This is a genomic window from Devosia sp. LjRoot3 (assembly GCF_964252865.1).
Taxonomy (GTDB): domain Bacteria; phylum Pseudomonadota; class Alphaproteobacteria; order Rhizobiales; family Devosiaceae; genus Devosia.
The window spans coordinates 268,093-288,980 of sequence record NZ_CAXUPK020000002.1 but is presented as its reverse complement, the minus strand read 5'-3'; the positions used below and the strand labels follow the sequence as shown (position 1 = coordinate 288,980).

The window sequence follows — 20,888 nt, the reverse complement described above, 5'->3', positions numbered from 1 at the left end:
GCAAAGTTTATCAATCTTGGAACGGGTCAACCACCAAGATGGTATCCGCGCGTTCCGGGCTGGTAGACAGAAGCGCGACCGGGGCCCCGATCAGCTCTTCGATATAGCGAACATACTTCACGGCCTGGGCCGGCAGCTCGGCCCAGGAGCGCGCTCCGGCCGTCGTTTCCGACCAGCCTTCGAGTGTCTCATAGATCGGCTTAACGCGAGCTTGCGCCCCCATTGAGGCAGGCAAATAATCAACCCGTGATCCATCAAGCTCATAGCCGACGCAGACCTTGATCTCTTTCAGACCATCGAGCACGTCGAGTTTAGTCAGCGCGATGCCGGTAATGCCAGAGGTTTTCACCGTCTGACGCACCAACACGGCGTCGAACCAACCGCAGCGGCGGGGGCGACCGGTATTGACGCCGACTTCCTTGCCGACGGTCGCCAGATGCCTGCCGATCTCATCATCGAGTTCGCAGGGGAACGGGCCTTCGCCAACGCGGGTCGTATAGGCCTTGGTGATCCCCAGCACATAGCCAATGGCCGTGGGGCCAAGGCCCGAACCGGCTGCTGCCTGGCCGGCAACGGTATTGGACGAGGTCACGAAGGGATAGGTGCCGTGATCGTTGTCGAGGAGCGCACCCTGTGCGCCTTCGAAAAGAATGCGGGCGCCTTCACGGCGCTTATCGTCGAGCACGCGCCAGACCTGGTCCATGAAGGGCAGGATTTCGCCGGCGATGGAGGTCAACTCGTCATAGATCGTCTGCGCTTCGATCTCGGCAAGGCCGATGCCGCGGCGCAGCGCATTGTGATGGCTGAGGAGACGCTCGATCTTGGGCATGAGCGTATCGGGTTCACTGAGGTCGATGAGACGGATGGCGCGACGGCCAACCTTGTCTTCATAGGCCGGGCCAATGCCGCGGCGCGTCGTCCCGATCTTGAGACCGGAATTGGCGTCTTCGCGGATACCGTCGAGTTCGCGATGCAGCGACAAGATCAGGGGAGCATTGTCGGCGATGCGCAGGATTTCGGGGGTGATCTTCACGCCCTGGCCGCGCAGCTTGGCCATTTCCTGAACGAAGTGATGGGGGTCGACGACCACGCCATTGCCGATGACCGACAGCTTGCCCTGTACCAGGCCCGAGGGCAGCAGCGCGAGCTTGTAGCTCACCCCATCGATGACCAGCGTATGGCCGGCGTTGTGACCACCATGGAAACGCACGACGACGTCGGCGCGCTCCGAGAGCCAATCCACGATCTTGCCCTTGCCCTCGTCGCCCCATTGAGAGCCGACGACAACCACATTCGCCATAGTCCAGTCTTCCTTAGCTGAGGCGCGCCGAAGCCCGGCACGACAAAATCGGGCCGGCCCAAAAGGCTGCACCCTTACCCAAGTTGCGGACATCCGCCCTTTCGACCGCGCCCGTGTCGGGTTTGATTGCAGCCGAATAACTGATAAGTCCGATTGTCCTTACATCACCCAAGCGCCGATGACAAAGCCGCAGACCACCGAAAAGCGCGGCATTTCCGCCGGTATTCTCGATCAGCCCTATCTTTTGCTCGTGCTGGCGCCGCTTTTCTGGGGCGGCAATGTCGTCGCGGCAAAACTGGTCGTGGGCGAAATCAGCCCATTCCTGCTGCTGGCCTGCCGCTGCGTGCTGGCGACACTGTTCATTTTGCCCTTTTCATACAGGCACTTGCGCAACGACTGGGCAGAGGTGAAGCGCACCTGGCCGGTGCTCATGGCTTTCGGCATCGTGGGCTATGCGCTGTTCAATGCCTTTTTGTATATCGGCCTGACCATGACCACCGCGGTCAACTCAGCCATCGAGCAAGCCTCGCTGCCGATGCTGATTCTCGGTGCAAATTTTCTGTTTTTCCGGGTGCGCGCCAATCTCCTGCAAATATCAGGCGTGCTGCTGGCAATCTTTGGCGTAGTCCTGACCGCAACGCATGGCGATCCGTTGCGTCTCCTGCGGATGGACGTCAATCTCGGCGACGGTTTTGTCATTCTCGCCTGCCTCGCCTATACCGGCTACACGCTGGCTCTGCGCTTCCGGCCCAAGGTGCATATGTTCAGCTTCATGGCCGTTTCGTTTTTCGGGGCGGCGACGGCAGCAGTGGCCATGCTGGCGCTGTTCGGCGGCGGGCTGGGTTCGGTCAGCACGCTGGCCCATGTGTCGCCCACCGTTTGGCTGGTGATCGCCTATGTCGCGACCTTCCCCTCGATGTTCAGCCAGATCGCCTATGCGCGCGGCGTGGAACTGGTCGGCGCCAATCGAGCGGCGCCAAGCCACAATCTCATCCCGGTTTTTGGCACGTTAGGCTCGGTGCTGATCCTTGGCGAAAGCCTTGAAGGTTATCATTTTCTCGCCGCCGGCATCATCATCGCGGGGATCATTCTGGCGGAATGGGCGGCGCGCAGGCGCGCCGCCTGAGGTCAATTTACGGCAGCGTGTGGCCGGCGGTGCGGAAGAGGCGATACCACTCTTCGCGCGTCAGTGGTACGGAGGAGCCGGCAGCACATTCGTCGACACGCGACGGCTTTGTCGTGCCGAGAACGACCTGCACATTGGCCGGATGGCGAGTGATCCAGGCGACGGCGATGCCGGTCGGCGTTACGCCGTACTTTTCCGCCAGCTCATCCAGTGCATTGTTGAGTTCCGGGAATTCCTCGCGATCGCCGACAAAGACGCCATCGAAAAAACCCTTCTGGAACGGCGACCAGGCCTGCAGCATCATGCCCTGCACACGCGAATAGTCGAGCAGGCCATTGTCGCGGCTGATCGACTGGTCGAGCCCGTTCATATTGGCCGCCACACCCTGCGCGAACAGGTTGGCATGGGTGATGCTGAGCTGAACCTGGTTGAACAACAGCGGCTGCTTGACCGCAGTCTTCAGCACCTCGATCTGGCCGGGCGTGTGGTTGGAAACACCGAAATGGCGAACCTTGCCGGAGGCGGCGAGCTTGTCGAAGGCCGCGGCGACGTCCTCAGGCTCGACCAGAGTATCGGGCCGATGCAGCAGCAGCACGTCGAGATAGTCGGTGCGGAGCGCGGCGAGGGATTCATCGACCGTTTGCAAAATGTGCTCGGACGAGAAATCGAAAAAGCCCTTGCGGATACCGACCTTGCTCTGGATCAGGATCTTTTCGCGCTCGACGGCGGAAAGCGTGATGGCCTCGCCGAACCGTTCTTCGCAGCGATGGCGCTCGCCGCCATAAATATCGGCATGGTCGAAGACGGTAACGCCGGCATCGACGGCCGCCCCGAACAGGGACTGGATTTCGGCATTGCTCATCTTGGCGATGCGCATGAGCCCAAGCACAACGCTCGACACAGTGAGATCGGTGTGGGGCACCTTGAAGGTCTTCATCGAAACCTCGGAAATTTGGGGATGGCGCCGAAACAACGGCGCAGGGGGAACGCGGCGAAACTAGCCCGTGCTGCCCCCAAAAAGAAAGCCCCACCGGTGCGAACCGGCGGGGCAATTGTCGATAATTTTGCAATCCTAGAAGCGGACGGCCTTGGCCTGCTTGACACCTTCAAGCGCAGCGATCTCAGCCAACTGCTCTTCCGTGAGAGTGCCATCGATGGAGACGAGGGCGATGGCATCGCCCCCCACTTCGGCACGGCCAAGGTTGAAATTGGCGATATTGATGCCCAGCGTGCCGAGCAGCGTACCGAGGCGGCCGATATGGCCCGGCTTGTCCTCATTGGTGACATAAAGCATGGATGGCGACAGCTCGGCTTCCATGTTGATGTCCTTGACCTGGATGATCCGCGACTTGCCATTGGCAAAGATCGTGCCCGCAACGCCGCGCGTCTGGCGCTCGGTGGTGATGGTCAGACGGATATAGCCCTCATAGGCGCCCTGCTGGTCGCGGGTCGTGGTTTCGACGGTGATGCCGCGATCCTTGGCGATCTGCGGGGCCGAGACCATGTTGACGTCACCCAGCGAGGGTTTCAGCACGCCATTGATGGCTGCCGCGATCATCGGCTTGACATTGAGCCCGGCCGGAGTGCCCTCGAACTCGATGTGAATGCCCTTGATACCCGTTTCGGTGAGTTGGCCAGCGAAGGAGCCGAGCGCTTCCGACAGCTTCACCCAGGGGGTGATGATCGGAGCTTCTTCCGCCGAAATCGACGGGAAGTTGAGCGCATTGGTGATTTCGCCGGTCATGAGGTAAGCCGAAATCTGCTCGGCGACCTGCAGGGCGACGTTTTCCTGCGCTTCGGTGGTCGAAGCGCCAAGGTGCGGGGTACAGATGACGTTGGGCAGATCGAACAGCGGATTGTTCTCGGCCGGTTCGACGAGGAACACGTCGAGCGCGGCGCCGGCCACATGGCCCGACTTCAGGGCATTGTAGAGCGCTTCTTCGTCGATAAGACCGCCGCGGGCGCAATTGACGATGCGCACGCCCTTCTTGGTCTTGGCAAGGTTTTCAGCATTGAGAATATTGCGGGTGGCATCGATCAGCGGCGTGTGCAGCGTGATGAAATCGGCGCGGGCGAGCAGGTCATCAAGCTCGACCTTTTCGACGCCCAGCGTCTGGGCGCGTTCGGGGGTCAGGAACGGGTCGAAGGCGATGACCTTCATACGCAGACCAATGGCGCGATCAGCAACGATCGAGCCGATATTGCCGGCACCGATCAGGCCCAAGGTCTTGTTGGTGACTTCGACACCCATGAAGCGGTTCTTTTCCCACTTGCTGGCACGGGTCGAAGCATCGGCCTCCGGCAGCTGGCGGGCGAGCGCAAACATCATGGCGATGGCGTGCTCGGCCGTCGTGATCGAATTGCCGAAGGGCGTGTTCATCACGATGATGCCCTTCTTGGTCGCAGCGGGAATATCGACATTGTCGACACCGATACCGGCGCGGCCGATGACCTTCAGATTGGTCGCGGCGGCGATGATCTTCTCGGTGACCTTCGAAGCCGAGCGGATGGCGAGACCATCATACTGGCCGATGGCTTCAAGGAACTTTTCCTTGTCCTTGCCGAGATCGGGCAGGTAATCCACCTCGACACCATTGTCCTTGAATATCTGGACGGCGGTCGGGCTGAGCTTATCCGAAACGAGTACTTTTGGCATTTTGGGCTTTTCCAATTTGCTTGCAGGATCAGGACTTGGGCCTGTGATCCGCATGAATGGGTGGTTTGCCGAGGGCCCTCTGTTTCGTCGTCACCACCGGGCTTGTCCCGGTGGTCCATGGATTGCCAGGCAAGCCCGGCAATGACGGCAAACTAAGGGCTCGGCGAGTGCCGAATCGAGAACTTAAGCAGCAGCCTTGAGCGCGGCCTTTTCCTGGGCGAAAGCCCAGTCGAGCCACGGGGTCAACGCCGCAAGGTCGGATGCTTCCACCGTCGAGCCAGCCCAGATGCGCAGGCCCGCCGGAGCGTCCTTGTAGGAGCCGAAATCATAGCCAACGCCGAGCTTGTCGAGACGGGCAACGATGGCCTTGGCAAAAGCCGCCTGGCCTTCATCATCGAGCGCCACGATGTCTGGATCAGTGATCGAGAGGCAAACCGAAGTATTCGAACGCTGTTCGGCATTCTTGGCGAGGAAATCGACCCACGCGGTCTTTTCCACCCAGTCAGCCAGCACCTTGAAATTGGCATCGGCACGCGCCTGCATCGCCTGCAAACCGCCAACTTGCAGGCCCCACTGCATGGCATCGATCGCGTCTTCGATGCAGATCATCGAGACGGTATTGATCGTCTCGGCCTTGAAGATGCCTTCGATGAGCTTGCCGCCCTTGGTCATGCGGAAAATCTTCGGCAGCGGACGGTCAGGCTTGAACGTTTCGAGACGTTCAACAGCGCGCGGCGAAAGGATCAGAATGCCGTGTGCAGCTTCACCGCCGAGCGCCTTCTGCCAGGAGAAGGTGACTACGTCGAGTTTGGAAAAATCAAGCTTCTGCGCGAAAGCGGCCGAGGTCGCGTCGCAAATAGTCAGACCTTCGCGGTTCGCCGGGATCCAGTCGGCATTGGGCACGCGCACACCCGAGGTCGTGCCGTTCCAGGTGAAAACCACGTCCCGGTTGAAATCGACCTGGGTGAGGTCCGGCAGTTCGCCATAGGGAGCTTCGAGCACGCGGACGTCAGGCAACTTGAGTTGCTTCTGCACGTCGGTCACCCAGCCGGCACCGAACGATTCCCAGGCGAGCATGTCGACGCCCCGAGCGCCCAGCGCGCTCCAGAGGAACATTTCGACAGCACCCGTGTCGGAAGCGGGGACGATGCCGATGCGATAATCGGCGGGAACTTCGAGGAGTTCGCGGGTCAGGTCGATAGCCTGCTGAATGCGCGCCTTGGCAGGCTTGGCGCGGTGCGAACGACCGGTGAGTGCGCCAGCAAGCGCTTCAACCGTCCAGCCTGGACGTTTGGCACAAGGACCCGACGAAAAATTGGGGTTAGCCGGTTTTACCGCCGGTGCGGTCAGGGGCGTATCAGCCATCTCAAGCGGCCCTCCCAGGCCTATGCGCCTCGCGTTAGGGCGAGGTGTCCTGAGGCCGGAGATACTCCTTAGCCGAAGACGCGTCAATGGGCGACGAGAGTTCAACCCTTGCAAGTTCCGTCAGAAACCGAGTCCTGCCGACTAAAACGGCCAGACGATTAAGTGACCCGGGTTCCGACGAAACCGGACGAAGCGATCGCGCTGCATAACTCGTTCCATTCGCACCCGGAGCAAGCAGCGCGCGTATGCCCCCGGCCAAAGGCCGCTCGCAAGACCCCAAGGCGTTCACCGGTAATCTCCAAGGTGAGCCCCGCCCTTATGGTCGCCTTCACCAGCCGGCCGACATCGTCGGCCGCCGCTCTGTCGCGTTCGATGACGCTCTCGCGCCGGCAATGAGCATCAGCATCGGCCAGCAGAGGCGCGCAGATATCGTCGGGCCCATCGACAATCAGGATGCTTTCGCCCTGCGACAAGCGCCGGGCGATTGCGTCATAATTCTGCGTGAAGCCCGCGGAGTAACCTTTGCCTGCATAGGTCAGCAGGCAAAGGAGATGGTGCGGGCGAAGCCGAACGGTCATTCGGACTTGGGGCTTTTCCGACGGGAGAGAGCGTACAGGAGCGAGGCGCCCAAGGCCGACTTGAGAAGCCCCCCGGCAAGGAACGGCACAACGCCGAAGGTCCAGGCGTCTTGAGGGCCGATGACAACGGCGAGCCACATGCCGCCAAGAACAAGGCAGACGGCATTGCCAAGCGCCATGCTCAGAAAGGCCAGGACGGGGCGCTGGCCGCTCCAGCCGCGTTCAGCAAGCCATCCGGTCAATGCGGCAACGAGCGGGAAGGCGAAAAGATACCCCGCGGTCGGCCCGACAAAATGATGCGCTCCTGCTGCGCCGCCCGAAAGAACAGGCATGCCCAAGGCCGCTTCCACCAGCCAGGCGATTACGGTCAAGGCACCGAGGCGCCAGCCATAGACAGCGCCGATCAAGGTCACGGCGAGCGTCTGCATATTGACCGGCACCGGGACCAGCGGCACCTCAACATAGGAGGCCGCGGCGAGGAAGACGGTGCCCGCAAGCACGGCACCAACCTGCCATAGGAGGGGTTTGTCCTGGATGTTGCCCAGGGCAGACGCGACGGACTTATCAGTGACCATGTGTGGCTCCTTCAAAAATTATAGATAATTTCTCTTACCTATCGCTAAAGGAATCCATAGATAGATCGCCCCTGCAAGGGCGATCTTTATGCGACCACAAATAAGCTGCGAGTTAGCGGGGAGAGCGCCCGCCCAACAATACGTGTCGCCTCAGAATCGCCCCCGCATGCTCCACCTGCCCGGCTCGCAGAGCGACAAGGATCGCGCTGTGATCGCGGTCGGTCGGCGCTTCCCATTCGGCGCTCCAACCCGAGAAGAGGAAGCGAGCGCTTGCCGCCTGCAGGTCATCAATGGCTTTGAGCAGTCGCGGCATCCCGCAGGGCGCCAGGAGTGTCCGATGGAACTTGCGGTTTGCCTGCTCCCAGGCCTGCACATCGGGGGCATTGTCGCCCTCGTTGTTGATTTCTTCGGCCTGGTCGAGAATTGCCCGCGTCAGATGGGGCGCGGCATTTTGCAGTGCCAGGACCTCAAGAGCCGCCCGCATTTCAGCGACTTCCCGCACCTCCGCACGAGAAAAACCTGCCACCCGCACGCCACGCCTTGGCTCGCTCACGGCCAGTCCTTGCGCCTCGAGGCGTCGGAAGGCCTCGCGCACAGGCACGTGGCTTGCTCCGAACTCCTCGGCAACGTGGTCCTGCCTTAGTGGCGTGCCCGGCTCGACGCGCCCGGAGATAATGCGTTCGGCGAGCGTTTTGGCGATCTGGTTGGCGAGAGTGTCGTCTTTGGCCATGTGTTCCGAAGAGGTGAGCTGACATCGCGCGAATGGATGCCGTTTTCTCATACACCGGCCGGAAATCGCATGCACGCCGTGATCTCGTGAGAGGCTTTTGGCGCACCCGGCGGGCCGCTGACACCGGCATGTGATCCTCCCCCATGCAACGCTCGCTCCGAACAGGCCTTCTAGTGACAGGCAATCCTGCCCGACAACCGACGAACGCACCTTGTTTTGCGTCCTGCGTTCGCGCGTCAGCCGTAAAAGGAGACCCCTGATGCGCCCCATACCCTCATTGCTCGCAAGCACGGCCCTCTGTGCCGTGCTGCTCCCCGCCCTGGCCGCAGGCCAGGAGAGCGGCTCTGTTGCAACCCAGGCCCCAAATGCGACCGACCAGCAACCGGCCTTTGAAGGTCAGACACGAGCGCCACAACCAGCGGAAATGCCCAAGGTCGAAACAACGGTGGTCGCCGAGGACCTGCCGCAGCTCTGGTCGCTTGAATTCCTGCCCGATGGCCGCATGCTGGTGACCACCAAGGCTGGCGATATGCATATCGTCACCCCCGAAGGCGAAGCCGGCGCGCCGATCGAAGGACTGCCCGAGGTGGATGATCGCGGTCAGGGCGGACTACTCGACGTCGCCCTGGCACCCGATTTCGAAAATTCGGGCCTCGTCTACTTCTCCTTCTCGGAACCACGCGATGGCGGCAACGGCACTAGTGTCGCTTCCGCCATACTCTCCGCCGACGACGCCAATAGCGGCACGCTCGAAGACCTCAAGGTGATCTTCCAGCAAACCCCGACCTATAACGGCGACAAGCATTTTGGCTCTCGCCTGGTCTTTGCCCCCGATGGCGCCTTGTTCGTCACTGTTGGCGAGCGATCCGATGTCGAAACCCGCAATCAGGCGCAAGATATTTCCAGTGGCCTCGGCAAGGTGTTCCGCATCGACAGCAGCGGCGAGGCCTTGCCGGACAATCCCTTCATCGCAACCGAGAACGCCCTACCCGAAATCTGGAGCCTCGGTCATCGCAACATGCAAGCAGCAACGCTCGACGGCGAAGGCCGCCTCTGGACCGTCGAACACGGCCCCATGGGCGGCGACGAACTCAACAGGCCAGAAGCCGGCACCAATTATGGCTGGCCCGAAGTAACCTATGGGCTCGACTATAGCGGCGAACCGATCGGCGAAGGCATCACGGCCAAGGAAGGCACCACACAACCTGTCTACTACTGGGACCCTGTCATCGCCCCCTCGGGCATGGCCTTCTACGAGGGCAGCGAATTCCCCGAATGGCAGGGAGCCTTCCTCATCGGTGGTCTGGTCGCCGAAGGCGTTGTCGTTGTTCATCTCGATGGCGACAAGGTCGTCTATGAAGAGCGCGTGCCGCTCCAGGCGCGGGTGCGCGATGTCAAAATCGGGCCTGATGGCGCCGTCTATGCCGTAACGGAGAACCCGGACGCCGGGACTTCCACCATAGTTCGTCTGAGCAAGGCGAGTACCTGACAAGGTCATGTGGCGAGGCAGTTTTCGCCTCGCCCCACCGATGTCGACCTAGGGGACCAGCGGCATCCGGAACGTAAAGCGGGTTTCGGCGGCGTCCGAGGTCATCTCGATCGTGCCACCATGAGCCTCGGCGATTTGCGAGGCAATGTAGAGCCCCAATCCCAGGCCCTGCAGGCTCGTTTCGGCGCCACCGCGATGGAACGGCTGGAACAGGCGTTCCATGGCGGAAGCCGGGATTGGCTGTCCACCATTGGCGACCGCAAGCAGGAGATGGCCATCGGCGATTACCGCCTCGACGATGATGGGCTGGTCCTCGGCGCCATGCGTGATCGCATTGCCCATCAGGTTCGAGAACATTTGGCCGATACGGGCTTGATCGACATTGACCCCCTGCGAGAGGTCGAACCGCATTTCTATCTCGCGCTCGGGGTGGCCGGCCTTGATCTCGTTGACGATCTGGGCAAGCAGCGGCTCAAGCCGTTGATCTGCCGTGCGCTGCAAGCCAATGCCGCCACCCAGGCGCCCGCGGGCAAAGTCCATGAGATTGTCGATCAGGCCGCTCATGCGAGCAACGCTTTCCCCCATAAGCCGAAGAATGCGAACCGACTTGGGATCGTCATGCATGGTCGACAGCATCCGCCGCCCACCTTCAAGCCCCGCCAGGGGATTGCGCAGGTCGTGGCCCAAAACGGCAATGAACTGCTCGCGAAGGTCGGACATGGCCAATCCGTCGACCACCTTGGTTTCGGCGACAAGGATCCGGTCCTCGGCGTCGAGATGGTGGGCGATCAGTTCGGCAAAGAGCGTGAACGTGCCGATGATCTGCGGGTTGTTGACCTTGTGTGGATTGGGATCGATGGCGCAAAGCGTTCCGAAGAACCGCCCATCGGGCAGCGTGATCGGCACCGAAATGTAGCTTTGCAGGCCATAGAGTTGCGGTGTGTGGTGGTTCTGATAGGTCGCATCTTCAGCGACATTGTCTATCGCCACCACCTGCCGGTGCTGCCTGATCTCATGGCAGAGCGTTGTTTCGACCTTCAACTCACCACCCGGCGGCAGGCCAAAATGGATGTTGTCGAGAACCTGGCACGCTATCCAGCGGTCCTCGGTAACGCGCGCGACGGCCGCAAAACCCATGCCAGTGGCCCGGCAGGCGACGTCGAGAATCGTAGGCACCGCCGCAATTCTCTGCACGGCATTGATGTCATTCTGAAAATCGTGCGGCATGGTCGCGCTTTGATCGAGATATCAACCCATCGTAATCAGTCCAACCGGGCATGTCATGAACTTCATCGAGATCGCCACGCGATGGATCGTAAGCGCCCGTGCTCCGTTGATGTAGATGTCAGTTCTGCGTCCGCTGGCGCCCATGCTGATGGAAGGTCCATGACAGCCCCAACAATCATTCTCGTGGTTGAGGACGAGCCGCTCGTCAGCATGGCGCTGGTGGACGATCTCGAGGCCACGGGTTTTGTCGTGCTCGAAGCAGCCAATGCAGCGGCGGCTGTCAAACTTCTGGAAAGCCGTAATGATATTCGGCTCATCATCACCGATGTGGACATGCCCGGCTCGATGGATGGTCTGATGCTTGCCGCGGCGGTAGCAGATCGGTGGCCGCCCATTCGGATCATCGTCGTTTCCGGGCACCGCGATGTCGAGATCAGCGACATTCCTACCGGGAGCGCGTTCTATTCCAAGCCCTATCGAACTGCCGAAATCATCGAAACGATGAACCAAATGCTGGGCTAGGCAACCGGCCGGGTCGTTGCCCCCGCACAGTCGGGCCTCGGCACCACGGCGATCACGTTTGCTCGCGTCGATCACTTCATCGGAACACGTGACTCCCCCACCCGTTCCCCCAAAGCCGGGCCTTGAAGTCCGGAGAACAGGAGGAGGAACTCCCATGCCAAACCGCGACGAACAGGATCCCAACCGCAATCGCCAGGGGTCCCAGGGTGGCCAGCAATCTGGCCAGAACCAGCAGGGCCAGCAAGGTGGCCAACAGAACCGCCAGAATACCCAGCGCGATGACGGGGACATGGACCGGGATCGCAACCGCCAAGGCGGTGCCGGTGGACAGCAGTCTGGTGAAAACCAGCAGGGCCGCCAGGGAAGCGACCAGTTCCGCAAGGAACAGGACGATGCTGGCTCCGGTCAGAAGAACCGTCCAGGCCAGGGCAATCCCGACCGCCAATAGCACGGCGAATGGCGGCGGCGGTCCAACCGCCTCCGCCCGAGTGGAAGGATCGGAAATTGGATAGAGACGACCTAGATCTGGATGATCTGCTGCCCTTTTGGCAGCGAAAATTCGCGCACCGCCTCGACAAGTCCGTAGTTCACAGCCTGCACGGGCGAGATGTAGATCTCGCTGTGACGCCGCGCCGCCAGAACTTCCTCGGGAATCCGGCTGCGCTCACGCAGGATGTTGTCCGTGCGATCATCATCCGCCAGCGCCGCATCCAGCGTTGATTGCAGGCGCCGCGCAGTAAGCCCTTCGGACTGGCCCATGGTCGTTGGATGGATCATGAACATGCCGTGGGCCGAGCAATAGCGCTGCTGGGCGGCGAGGAAGACCGATACCGCGATCGAGCTCACAGACCCGGTATTGTAGAGCACCAGGTGCAGCGGCAGCGCCCTTATGTGATTGTAGAGATAGACGCCGTCCGCGACGTAACCACCATTTGAACTGAAGGCCAGGTGAACCAGAGAAACGCCGCTGTTCACCGCGGAGTTCAACGCGCCCGCGAGCCTGCCGACGCCGGCGGGCTCGATCGGGCCGGTAAATCCAAAATACCCGGTTTCGCGAATCTCATCCATCATGGTCCCCTTGTTCATCGAACGGGCAGGACGTCCGTAGGGTTCCTTGGGCACTTTTCTTACAGACCGAGAAGAGAAAGCTCACGGCACCTGTTTGAGCAGAAGGTCGCGCGCCTCGTTGATTTTGGCGGCGAGATAGCTGGAGCCCCCATGGTCAGGATGGACTGCTTTCATCAGATCACGGTGAGCCGCCCTGATTTCGTCACCGCTCGCGCCGGGTTTCAGGCCAAGAATTTCATAGGCTTCGGCCACCGGGTCGCCTCCCGTTTTGGCGCCTGTTTTTTCGTTCGCATCCTGGCTCGCGAAATATTCGCGCCAACCGCCGCGATTGGCATCGAGCCAGCTCTCCAGGAGGCTCAAACTATCGGCATCGCTTCCCACTTCGGCCAGCAGAAGTCTCGTATCCATCTCGCCCAGATCCATCAGATCCATACCGGCAAATTGGCCATTCAGCACGCGGCCGGAGACCGCACCGGTGTCGTGGTCCAGTTCCATGGCGAAGCTATAGCTCTGCACCTTCGAGATATTGCCTGCGTCTGCAGCGGGTCCATCGAAGGAAATTGCCCCGAGCCTGCCAGTTCGCAATACCGCAAAGGCCGCCGCACCGACAAAGAGAGCGAGATCGAAGCGGCGGGCAAAGAGCAAGCCGACGGCAATGAGCGCGCCGAGCCCGCCGACCACCCAGCGCAGGCCACGCATCAATGTCCGCCGGTCAAGCTTGAGCAGGTAATTGACGAGAGCCAGGCTGGCCAAAAGAGCCAGCGCGCCAAGAAAAATATACGTCACGGCGGCAACTGGGCCAACAATGCCTGCGCTTGGCCGCTAGCCTGCAGCTTCAGCATATTCCTGCCCCCACTGGCATAAGCCGCCACCGCCTTGAGCAGGGCCGCCAATTCCTGGGGCGCGGTAGCATCGAACCGGGCATAGGCACCCTTGCTGAGCTTTGCAAAACCGCGAAAAGCAGCCTCGACCAGGGCATCGCGGCCTTCCTGAAAGACGAAGATAGGCAGCCCGAGCAGGCCGAGTTGCCCCGCCTTTTCAGACAGCACATCGACATTTTCCTCGATCGCATCGCCAACAAAGATCACCGCATTGATCCGCCGCTTCGCGTGCTCGGCGCGCGCGTGATCGAAGACTTTGGAAATCTGGGTATTGCCTCCGCGGCAGTCGATGCCGGTCATGAGCTTAGCCAAGGCATCGCCATCGAGTACCCATTTGCTGGCCCGGCATTCGCCAAAGCCGCGAAAATACAGCAGTTGCACCTGCAACGCACTCGGCTTGGGAATGGCGCGAAACATCTCCGCCTGCAGCGAACAGGCGAGGTCCCAGGTCGGCTGGCGGCTCATCGTCGCATCGAGGGCAAACAATAGCCGTCCGTCTTGCGCAGCATTGGGACGCGCCAACGTGCCAACCTTTTTGACGAAAGCCGCAATATCGCCGCTCACCCTGCCCTTGTCGGGCAGTCCAGAGGCTTCTCGTGCGTCGAGGTCTTTTTTCGCCATGAAACTAATATGTGGGGCGGCGATATCAGCCGCAAGGCCCCAACGGCTTGGTCACAAACTCGTAACTCTGTGCCTCGTTACGCCAAAACTCTACCAACTCTCCGACCGGAAGGGCAGATGCGCTTGAGGTGTTCGAGCGTTGCCGGCTTAGAGAAAGACCGGCTCTTCGTGGAGCGCTATGCCGAAACGTGCTTTCACCGTGGCTTTTACATGCGCTGCGAGGGCGGCGATATCGCCGGCATCGGCATCACCGAGATTGACGACCACCAAAGCATGGCGCTCGGAAATACCGGCGCGTCCCATGCGAAACCCCTTGAGGCCGCTCTGCTCGATGAGCCAGCCGGCCGACAGCTTGGTCCGCCCATCCGTTTGCGGGAAATTGGGCGCCGTCGGGAAGGCGGCGAGTACCGGCGCCGCTTCGTCGAGCGTCACGATGGGATTTTGAAAGAATGACCCGGCATTGGGCGTCACGCGCCAATCGGGTAGTTTGGACCCACGCAGGTAAAGGACGCGGTCCATCACGGTCCGAGGATCAAGCGCCGGTTGATCCATCAGTTCAGCGAGCCCTGCAAAACGCAGATTAGGCTTCCAGGGTCGCGGCAACCTCAAACGCAGCGACAGCACCACATAGCGCCCCGCCTCCCTCTTGAAGACGCTATCGCGATAGGCGAAAGCGCAATCAGTGGCCGTGAACGTCTTGAGGGTTTTGTCCAGCGTGTCGAAAGCCACGAGACTGTCGAAGACATCGGCCACTTCGGCACCATAGGCCCCTATATTCTGCACCGGTGCGGCGCCGACAGTACCAGGAATGCCCGCCAGGTTCTCGATGCCACCAAAACCCTGTTCCACCGTCCAGACGACGAAGTCGTGCCAGGTTTCCCCGGCAGCCGCTTCGACCAGAACGTGATCCTCGGTCTGCGCTGTGACAGCACGGCCGGCCGTCGCCACCACGGCCGTGATCCCGACAAAATCTGCGGAAAGCACCACATTGCTGCCGCCGCCAAGGATGCGCAGAGGCAAGCCGCGTTCACGCGCCAGGGCAAAAAGCGGTGGCACCTGATCGGTCGCTTCCAGTATGGCGCCCCAGCGTGATCTGGCCTTGAGCGCCAATGTATTGCGCGCAGACAGATCAAAATCGGGGGTGAGGTTGAGATAGGACGTGGTCATGGCCGGGTTATAGGTGCGGTCTGGCTGGCCTGGCAATGCATCAGCCCAACTGTCCGCCCAACTCATCCTCGATGTGAGCACGGATAATGTCGTCGAAGCGGCGCTCGGCAACAAAGCCGAGGCCTTCGGCACGCTTTGCCGAGAAGGCCTGTGGCCACCCGGCAACGATACGGGCAATGACCGGGTCAGGCTCGTGGCGGATGAGCTTTACCGCCCTGTCCCCGGCAATACGCCGCAAAGCCTCGATTTCGTCCCCTACGGTCGCTGCAAGGCCCGGCATGGTCAGAGAACGGCGTTGTCCGAGACTGGACGTGTCCATCTGGGCTGCGTGGAGCAGGAAGCTCACCGCAGCGCGGGGGCTGGCAAACCAGTGGCGAACATTCGCCTCGACCGGCAAGACCGCTTCGACACCGGCCAGGGGCTCACGAATGATGCCGGAGAAGAAGCCCGACGCGGCCTTGTTGGGTTTTCCTGGGCGAACCACGATGGTCGGCAGACGAATGCCGACCCCATCGACAAAACCGCGGCGGGAATAGTCGGCCAAGAGCAGCTCGCAGATCGCCTTTTGCGTGCCGTAGCTGGTGAGCGGCGTCAGCGGGAATTCATCCGGGATTTCGACCGGGAGGGGCTCGCCGAAAACCGCAATGGAAGAGGTGAAGACAAGACGCGGCGCATAGGGTCCATGCTGACTGGCGAGACGGATCTCTTCCAGCAGGTACCGGGTGCCATCGAGATTGATTCGATAACCCTTCTCGAAATCGGCTTCGGCCTCGCCGGACACGATGGCGGCGAGATGGAAGATGAGATCGGGACGCGAGACGATGAGCTTCTCCGCGGCTTCTGGGGCAGAGAGGTCGAGTGAATGGGTTTCGATCGGAATGGAGGCGGACGGGGTGTCGGGCTTTACGACGTCGGCGAGGACCAGGGTCGAGATATCCCGCCCCCCAACCTGCCCCGCCTTCAGCAGTGCCGCCGTCAGCTTGCGTCCAACCATGCCGGCGGCGCCGATCACCAGAATCTTCAAGACCGTGTCCTCCAATAGCCTCAACCGACGAAATCATTGCGGCAGCCTGTTGTCACCGCAAAAAGAAACGGCGCCCACCCGAAGGTGAGCGCCGCTGCATGAAAGACAGTTGGGATCAGTTGAAGCGGTAGCGCAGCGTGCCGCGCACTTCGTGGACCCAGGCGCCGGCAATCGAATAGGGCTGAGCCGCCGTATTGTTCGCGAGCGAGTCGATATAGAGGCCGCGATAGCCAACATCGGCGACGATGTGGCCGAAGTCATAGCCGACACCGGCCATGCCGGCAGCAGCAAGGCTCGTATTGGTGCCGTGCGTATCGGGATTGCCCGGACCGGTGGTGATGATGTCATTGAAGGCCACACCGGCACCGGCGCCAACATAGCCGAAGGCGCCGCCAGCAGCGCCATAACCCATGTCACCGAAACCGAAGTCGTAATAGGCGTTCGCCAGAACGACGGTGGAACGCAACTGCAGGCTGTGCACACCATTTGCCAGTACAGGCGCCGCTCCGGTGACATTGGCGCGCATATTGTCGTTCGACAGATAGTCGACCGTAGCATCAACACGCAGACCCGTGCCGGTTTCGTAGCCGACACCGGCGCCGACCGAGTAGCCATAGCCATAATCGGTGATGGCGAAGGTGCGCGGGGTGGCGGTGGGGTGGAAAACTTCCTTGGCCCACATCGCGTTACCAGCGGCGCTGCCGCGCAGGTAGAAGCTGCCCGACACGCCATAGTCGACGTCCGGAATTTCGATCACGGGCGGATAATAGGGCATGTCCGCGGCAATTGCCGGGCCTGCCACTGCTGTTCCGGTCAACAGGAACGCAGCAATGAGCTTGCGCATGGGTTCAGTCCTTTAGTTGCCACGACGCTATGTCGGTTCATGGCAAATATCGGACAAACTCGTTAAAGCCCGCTTAACCCTAGATTTTAACCCTAACGAGACCCTAAGCGATCTCGCGAATGGCCGCCTCAACCTGGCCGACGATGCTCTCGACGAGCGCCGCGTCGTCCGCTTCACCCATGACGCGGATCACCGGCTCGGTGCCCGAAGCGCGCACGACGAGACGCCCGGCGCTGCCCAAGGTCGACTCCGCATCGGCAATTGCCTGCTTGACGTGCTTGTGGTCGAGCGGCTTGCCCGACTTGAAACGCACGTTGCGCAGGAGTTGCGGCACCTTGTCAAAGCGGTGGCAGATTTCCGAGATCGGCTTTTCCTGCTGCTTGAGCACCGAGAGCAGCTGCAGGGCCGCGACGAGCCCGTCGCCCGTCGTGGTAAAATCGGAAAGAATGATGTGGCCGGACTGTTCGCCGCCGACATTGAAACCCTTGGAGCGCATGGCTTCGAGCACATAGCGATCGCCCACCTGGGTGCGTTCGAGCGTCAGGCCAAGGCCGGTCAGATAGCGTTCGAGGCCGAGATTGCTCATGATGGTGGCGACGATACCGCCGCCGACGAGCATTTCGCGCTCCATCCAGCTATGGGCGATGACAGCCATGAACTGGTCGCCATCAACCACATTGCCCTTCTCGTCGATGATGATGACGCGATCAGCGTCGCCATCGAGCGCAATGCCGATATCGGCACGCACCTCCTTGACCTTGGCGGCAACGGCCTCGGGAGCGGTGGAGCCAACCTTGTGGTTGATGTTGTAGCCATTGGGCTCGACGCCGATGGTGATAACCTCGGCGCCCAGTTCCCAGAGCGCCACCGGGGCGACCTTGTAGGCGGCGCCATTGGCGCAATCGAGCACCACGCGCAGACCCGAAAGGTCAACGCCGCGCGGCAGGGTGCGCTTGGCATATTCGATATAGCGGGTGCGGGCTTCTTCGTCGCGATAGGCGCGGCCGATTTCCATGCCATGCGCCAGAAGCTTTGACGTGTCGGTCTCGATCAGGCGCTCGATTTCGGCTTCGAGTTCGTCGCTGAGCTTGTAGCCATCGGGACGGAAAAACTTGATGCCATTGTCTTCATAGGGGTTGTGCGAGGCCGAAATCATGACCCCCAGATCGGCGCGCAGCGAACGCGTCAGCATGGCGACGGCCGGGGTCGGCATCGGTCCGAGGAAGTAGACATCCATGCCCACGGCCGTGAAACCGGCACCCAGGGCATTTTCCAGCATATAGCCCGAGCGGCGCGTATCCTTGCCGATAACGACACGGTTGCGGTGCTCGCCACGCACGAATGTCGTGCCGGCGGCCATGCCGACTTTCATCGCGAGATCGGGAGTCAGCTTGTCGCCATTCGCCATGCCCCGAATGCCGTCCGTGCCGAAATATTTGCGGGCCATAGTGCGTTCCCCCGATAACTGGTCTGCTGCATTCAATACCACTTTCGTGGGAAGTAGCGCAGAGATTTGGACAAGAAAAGGGCCACCCTTGGGTGGCCCTTGTATAAACTGGCCTCAGCTTTCCGGCTGGGGCTCCATGCCCGGCTCCGGCGGCGCATCCGGCCGCTTCTTGCCCGACTTGCCGGCGGTCGGCACACCCGTAGCCTTCGGCACAGCCGGACCACCGTCTTCAGGCCGCGTCGGCTGCTTGCCGTCCATGAGCGCACGAAGTTCGTCGCCGGTCAGGGTTTCGAATTCGAGCAGGGCCTGGGCAATGGCTTCCCACTGGTCATTGTAGGTCGTCAGGATGTTGCGGGCCGAGGCTTCGCCATCTTCGATGAGCTTGCGCACTTCCTGGTCGATCAGCTTGGCGGTGTCATCCGACATATGCTGGGACTGGGTGACCGAATGGCCGAGAAACACTTCCTGGTCATTGGACTTGTAGCGCACGCGGCCGAGCTTTTCGCTCATGCCCCATTCCATCACCATCGAGCGAGCCAGAGCCGTCGCCATCTGGATGTCGCCGGAGGCACCCGACGTCACCTTGGCCGGGCCGAACTTGATGATTTCGGCTTCGCGACCACCGAACAGCATGGTGAGACGGGCAAGGGCCTTCTCACGGCTGAACGAGTAGCTATCGGTTTCCGGCAGGGTCATCACCATGCCCAGCGCACGACCGCGCGGGATGATGGTGGCCTTGTGGATCGGGTCGATGCCGGCAACTTTCAGCGCGATGATGGCATGGCCAGCTTCGTGATAGGCGGTCAGCTTCTTTTCGTCGTCGGTCATGGCCATGGTGCGGCGCTCGGCGCCCATCATGATCTTGTCCTTGGCGTCTTCGAATTCCTGATGCGTGACGAAGCGCTTGTTCTTGCGCGCCGCCATCAGGGCAGCTTCGTTGACGAGGTTCATCAGATCGGCACCCGAGAAGCCCGGGGTACCGCGAGCCAGAACCTTGAGGTCGACGTCGGGAGCCAGCGGCACCTTGCGGACGTGAACTTTCAGGACCTTTTCACGACCCGAAACGTCCGGGTTCGGCACGACGACCTGACGGTCGAAACGGCCGGGACGCAGGAGAGCAGGGTCGAGCACGTCTGGGCGGTTGGTTGCGGCAATGAGGATGATACCTTCATTGGCTTCAAAACCGTCCATCTCGACGAGGAGCTGGTTGAGGGTCTGTTCGCGTTCGTCGTTACCGCCGCCGAGACCGGCGCCACGCTGGCGACCGACGGCGTCGATTTCGTCGATGAAGATGATGCACGGGGCATTCTTCTTGGCCTGTTCGAACATGTCACGGACGCGGCTGGCGCCCACACCGACGAACATTTCCACGAAGTCAGAACCGGAAATGGTGAAGAACGGGACATTGGCTTCGCCAGCCACCGAGCGGGCGAGCAGCGTCTTACCGGTACCCGGAGGGCCGACCAGCAGCACGCCGCGCGGAATACGACCACCGAGGCGCTGGAATTTTCCTGGATCGCGCAGGAACTCGACGATTTCTTCCAGGTCCTGCTTGGCTTCGTCGACACCGGCGACGTCTTCAAACGTCACCTTGCCCTGCGTTTCGGTGAGCAGCTTGGCGCGCGATTTGCCAAAGCCCATGGCGCCGCCACGGCCACCGCCCTGCATCTGGCGTATGAAGAAGAACCACACGCCGATGATGACGATGAAGGGCAGCCAGGACGAGAGCAGGATCGACCAGAAGGGGCTCGATTCCGGGGCGCGGGCGGTGATCGACACATCCTGCGCTTCAAGGCGCGAGATCATGTCCGCACCGGCCGGAACGATGGTTTCAAAGCGCGTACCGTCGTTGAGAACGCCGGAAACGACATCATTGGTAATGGTAACGCTGGAAACGCGACCCGCGTCGACGTCGGTCACGAACTGGCTATAGCTCTTTTCGCCCACCGACATGGTGCGCGTAGATGACTGGAAGACCTGGAACAGGCCCATCAGCATAAAGAGAATGACTAGCCAGATGGCAAAGTTGCGGAAATTTCCGTTCATCAATCCTGTCCCGGAGGAAGCCAGCGCGCGACGCGGCAGCATTAGGCCGAATGTAAGACCGTCATTGGGGCGTTACAAGGGCAGTACCTGCGGCGTCCCGGCCTTTACGTCCAGTCATTTTGTCGCGACGGGGTTAACGGGATATGGCCTTACGCGGTTCCGCCGGGGATTACTATCAGGGCACGTAATTTTGCTCCCGCCGGCTGATGCCGCGAGAGTGTT

General features: G+C 61.1%; 20 protein-coding genes. 4 read left to right on the top strand and 16 right to left on the bottom strand.

Annotation, left to right across the window (positions count from 1 at the left end; genetic code table 11):
* Positions 1-10: 10 nt before the first annotated feature.
* A complete protein-coding gene (locus tag ACSQ2A_RS08510) occupies positions 11-1,300 on the bottom strand; it encodes an adenylosuccinate synthase (protein WP_436071855.1) in 1,290 nt (429 codons plus the stop codon).
* 178 nt (positions 1,301-1,478) lie between these two features.
* Between ACSQ2A_RS08510 and ACSQ2A_RS08505 the strand changes: the two genes are divergently transcribed.
* Positions 1,479-2,426, top strand: a complete 948-nt coding sequence (locus ACSQ2A_RS08505) for a DMT family transporter (protein ID WP_436071854.1) — start codon at positions 1,479-1,481, stop codon at positions 2,424-2,426.
* 7 nt (positions 2,427-2,433) lie between these two features.
* Here ACSQ2A_RS08505 and ACSQ2A_RS08500 read toward each other — a convergent pair whose 3' ends face one another.
* The 6 genes from ACSQ2A_RS08500 to ACSQ2A_RS08475 all read right to left on the bottom strand — a co-directional run bounded on the left by ACSQ2A_RS08500 (position 2,434) and on the right by ACSQ2A_RS08475 (position 8,330).
* Positions 2,434-3,363 (bottom strand): aldo/keto reductase, encoded by a 930-nt coding sequence (locus ACSQ2A_RS08500; RefSeq protein WP_436071853.1) that lies wholly within the window; start codon positions 3,361-3,363, stop codon positions 2,434-2,436.
* A gap of 135 nt (positions 3,364-3,498) precedes the next feature.
* A complete protein-coding gene (serA, locus tag ACSQ2A_RS08495; protein ID WP_295415652.1) occupies positions 3,499-5,082 on the bottom strand; it encodes a phosphoglycerate dehydrogenase in 1,584 nt (527 codons plus the stop codon).
* Between the two features lie 183 nt (positions 5,083-5,265).
* Positions 5,266-6,447 (bottom strand): phosphoserine transaminase, encoded by a 1,182-nt coding sequence (locus tag ACSQ2A_RS08490; protein WP_436071852.1) that lies wholly within the window; start codon positions 6,445-6,447, stop codon positions 5,266-5,268.
* A gap of 158 nt (positions 6,448-6,605) precedes the next feature.
* Positions 6,606-7,025 carry a DUF1284 domain-containing protein gene (locus tag ACSQ2A_RS08485; protein WP_436071851.1) on the bottom strand — a complete coding sequence of 140 codons (420 nt, stop codon included), beginning with the start codon at positions 7,023-7,025 and terminating at the stop codon, positions 6,606-6,608.
* Positions 7,022-7,600, bottom strand: a complete 579-nt coding sequence (locus tag ACSQ2A_RS08480; protein ID WP_436071850.1) for a biotin transporter BioY — start codon at positions 7,598-7,600, stop codon at positions 7,022-7,024. Before ACSQ2A_RS08480 ends, ACSQ2A_RS08485 begins: the two co-directional genes overlap by 4 nt.
* Positions 7,601-7,712: 112 nt before the next feature.
* Positions 7,713-8,330 (bottom strand): GntR family transcriptional regulator, encoded by a 618-nt coding sequence (locus ACSQ2A_RS08475; protein ID WP_295415660.1) that lies wholly within the window; start codon positions 8,328-8,330, stop codon positions 7,713-7,715.
* Positions 8,331-8,589: 259 nt separating this feature from the next.
* On the opposite strand from ACSQ2A_RS08475, the gene ACSQ2A_RS08470 reads away from it, so the two are divergent.
* Positions 8,590-9,819: a PQQ-dependent sugar dehydrogenase gene (locus ACSQ2A_RS08470; protein WP_436071849.1), complete on the top strand. Its 1,230-nt coding sequence runs from the start codon at positions 8,590-8,592 to the stop codon at positions 9,817-9,819.
* A 48-nt stretch (positions 9,820-9,867) separates the two neighbouring features.
* On the opposite strand, the gene ACSQ2A_RS08465 is transcribed toward ACSQ2A_RS08470, so the two are convergent.
* On the bottom strand, positions 9,868-11,046 hold the full coding sequence (locus ACSQ2A_RS08465) for a GAF domain-containing sensor histidine kinase (RefSeq protein ID WP_295415665.1): 1,179 nt from the start codon (positions 11,044-11,046) through the stop codon (positions 9,868-9,870).
* Between the two features lie 159 nt (positions 11,047-11,205).
* Between ACSQ2A_RS08465 and ACSQ2A_RS08460 the strand changes: the two genes are divergently transcribed.
* Positions 11,206-11,568 (top strand): response regulator, encoded by a 363-nt coding sequence (locus ACSQ2A_RS08460; RefSeq protein WP_436071848.1) that lies wholly within the window; start codon positions 11,206-11,208, stop codon positions 11,566-11,568.
* 154 nt (positions 11,569-11,722) lie between these two features.
* Positions 11,723-12,016 carry a hypothetical protein gene (locus ACSQ2A_RS08455; RefSeq protein WP_436071847.1) on the top strand — a complete coding sequence of 98 codons (294 nt, stop codon included), beginning with the start codon at positions 11,723-11,725 and terminating at the stop codon, positions 12,014-12,016.
* 71 nt (positions 12,017-12,087) lie between these two features.
* On the opposite strand, the gene ACSQ2A_RS08450 is transcribed toward ACSQ2A_RS08455, so the two are convergent.
* From ACSQ2A_RS08450 to ftsH, 8 genes are all read right to left on the bottom strand, one after another.
* The gene (locus tag ACSQ2A_RS08450; protein ID WP_436071846.1) at positions 12,088-12,636 is read right to left on the bottom strand and encodes an ATP-dependent Clp protease proteolytic subunit; all 549 of its coding nucleotides are present in this window, start codon (positions 12,634-12,636) and stop codon (positions 12,088-12,090) included.
* Between the two features lie 81 nt (positions 12,637-12,717).
* Complete coding sequence (locus ACSQ2A_RS08445; protein WP_436071845.1) at positions 12,718-13,422, bottom strand: DnaJ domain-containing protein; 705 nt, start codon at positions 13,420-13,422, stop codon at positions 12,718-12,720.
* Positions 13,419-13,934, bottom strand: coding sequence for a VWA domain-containing protein (locus ACSQ2A_RS08440; protein ID WP_436071844.1), 516 nt, complete (start codon positions 13,932-13,934; stop codon positions 13,419-13,421). Before ACSQ2A_RS08440 ends, ACSQ2A_RS08445 begins: the two co-directional genes overlap by 4 nt.
* A 351-nt stretch (positions 13,935-14,285) precedes the next feature.
* Positions 14,286-15,341 (bottom strand): UDP-N-acetylmuramate dehydrogenase, encoded by a 1,056-nt coding sequence (gene murB / locus ACSQ2A_RS08435; protein ID WP_436071843.1) that lies wholly within the window; start codon positions 15,339-15,341, stop codon positions 14,286-14,288.
* A gap of 4 nt (positions 15,342-15,345) precedes the next feature.
* Positions 15,346-16,329 carry a D-erythronate dehydrogenase gene (gene denD, locus ACSQ2A_RS08430; RefSeq protein WP_436071842.1) on the bottom strand — a complete coding sequence of 328 codons (984 nt, stop codon included), beginning with the start codon at positions 16,327-16,329 and terminating at the stop codon, positions 15,346-15,348.
* 115 nt (positions 16,330-16,444) lie between these two features.
* Entirely contained in the window at positions 16,445-17,173 is a 729-nt protein-coding gene (locus ACSQ2A_RS08425) for an outer membrane protein (RefSeq protein ID WP_436071841.1), read from the bottom strand.
* 103 nt (positions 17,174-17,276) lie between these two features.
* A complete protein-coding gene (glmM, locus tag ACSQ2A_RS08420; RefSeq protein ID WP_436071840.1) occupies positions 17,277-18,620 on the bottom strand; it encodes a phosphoglucosamine mutase in 1,344 nt (447 codons plus the stop codon).
* A 114-nt stretch (positions 18,621-18,734) separates the two neighbouring features.
* Complete coding sequence (gene ftsH, locus ACSQ2A_RS08415) at positions 18,735-20,666, bottom strand: ATP-dependent zinc metalloprotease FtsH (RefSeq protein WP_295415686.1); 1,932 nt, start codon at positions 20,664-20,666, stop codon at positions 18,735-18,737.
* Positions 20,667-20,888 lie beyond the last annotated feature (222 nt).

What these genes read in the sequence shown, in the direction of transcription:
- ACSQ2A_RS08510 (WP_436071855.1), bottom strand. Translation starts at nt 1,300, where the DNA reads ATGGCGAATGTGGTTGTCGTCGGCTCTCAATGGGGCGACGAGGGCAAG.
- ACSQ2A_RS08505 (WP_436071854.1), top strand. Translation starts at nt 1,479, where the DNA reads ATGACAAAGCCGCAGACCACCGAAAAGCGCGGCATTTCCGCCGGTATT.
- ACSQ2A_RS08500 (WP_436071853.1), bottom strand. Translation starts at nt 3,363, where the DNA reads ATGAAGACCTTCAAGGTGCCCCACACCGATCTCACTGTGTCGAGCGTT.
- serA (WP_295415652.1), bottom strand. Translation starts at nt 5,082, where the DNA reads ATGCCAAAAGTACTCGTTTCGGATAAGCTCAGCCCGACCGCCGTCCAG.
- ACSQ2A_RS08490 (WP_436071852.1), bottom strand. Translation starts at nt 6,447, where the DNA reads ATGGCTGATACGCCCCTGACCGCACCGGCGGTAAAACCGGCTAACCCC.
- ACSQ2A_RS08485 (WP_436071851.1), bottom strand. Translation starts at nt 7,025, where the DNA reads ATGACCGTTCGGCTTCGCCCGCACCATCTCCTTTGCCTGCTGACCTAT.
- ACSQ2A_RS08480 (WP_436071850.1), bottom strand. Translation starts at nt 7,600, where the DNA reads ATGGTCACTGATAAGTCCGTCGCGTCTGCCCTGGGCAACATCCAGGAC.
- ACSQ2A_RS08475 (WP_295415660.1), bottom strand. Translation starts at nt 8,330, where the DNA reads ATGGCCAAAGACGACACTCTCGCCAACCAGATCGCCAAAACGCTCGCC.
- ACSQ2A_RS08470 (WP_436071849.1), top strand. Translation starts at nt 8,590, where the DNA reads ATGCGCCCCATACCCTCATTGCTCGCAAGCACGGCCCTCTGTGCCGTG.
- ACSQ2A_RS08465 (WP_295415665.1), bottom strand. Translation starts at nt 11,046, where the DNA reads ATGCCGCACGATTTTCAGAATGACATCAATGCCGTGCAGAGAATTGCG.
- ACSQ2A_RS08460 (WP_436071848.1), top strand. Translation starts at nt 11,206, where the DNA reads ATGACAGCCCCAACAATCATTCTCGTGGTTGAGGACGAGCCGCTCGTC.
- ACSQ2A_RS08455 (WP_436071847.1), top strand. Translation starts at nt 11,723, where the DNA reads ATGCCAAACCGCGACGAACAGGATCCCAACCGCAATCGCCAGGGGTCC.
- ACSQ2A_RS08450 (WP_436071846.1), bottom strand. Translation starts at nt 12,636, where the DNA reads ATGGATGAGATTCGCGAAACCGGGTATTTTGGATTTACCGGCCCGATC.
- ACSQ2A_RS08440 (WP_436071844.1), bottom strand. Translation starts at nt 13,934, where the DNA reads ATGTTTCGCGCCATTCCCAAGCCGAGTGCGTTGCAGGTGCAACTGCTG.
- ACSQ2A_RS08425 (WP_436071841.1), bottom strand. Translation starts at nt 17,173, where the DNA reads ATGCGCAAGCTCATTGCTGCGTTCCTGTTGACCGGAACAGCAGTGGCA.
- glmM (WP_436071840.1), bottom strand. Translation starts at nt 18,620, where the DNA reads ATGGCCCGCAAATATTTCGGCACGGACGGCATTCGGGGCATGGCGAAT.
- ftsH (WP_295415686.1), bottom strand. Translation starts at nt 20,666, where the DNA reads ATGAACGGAAATTTCCGCAACTTTGCCATCTGGCTAGTCATTCTCTTT.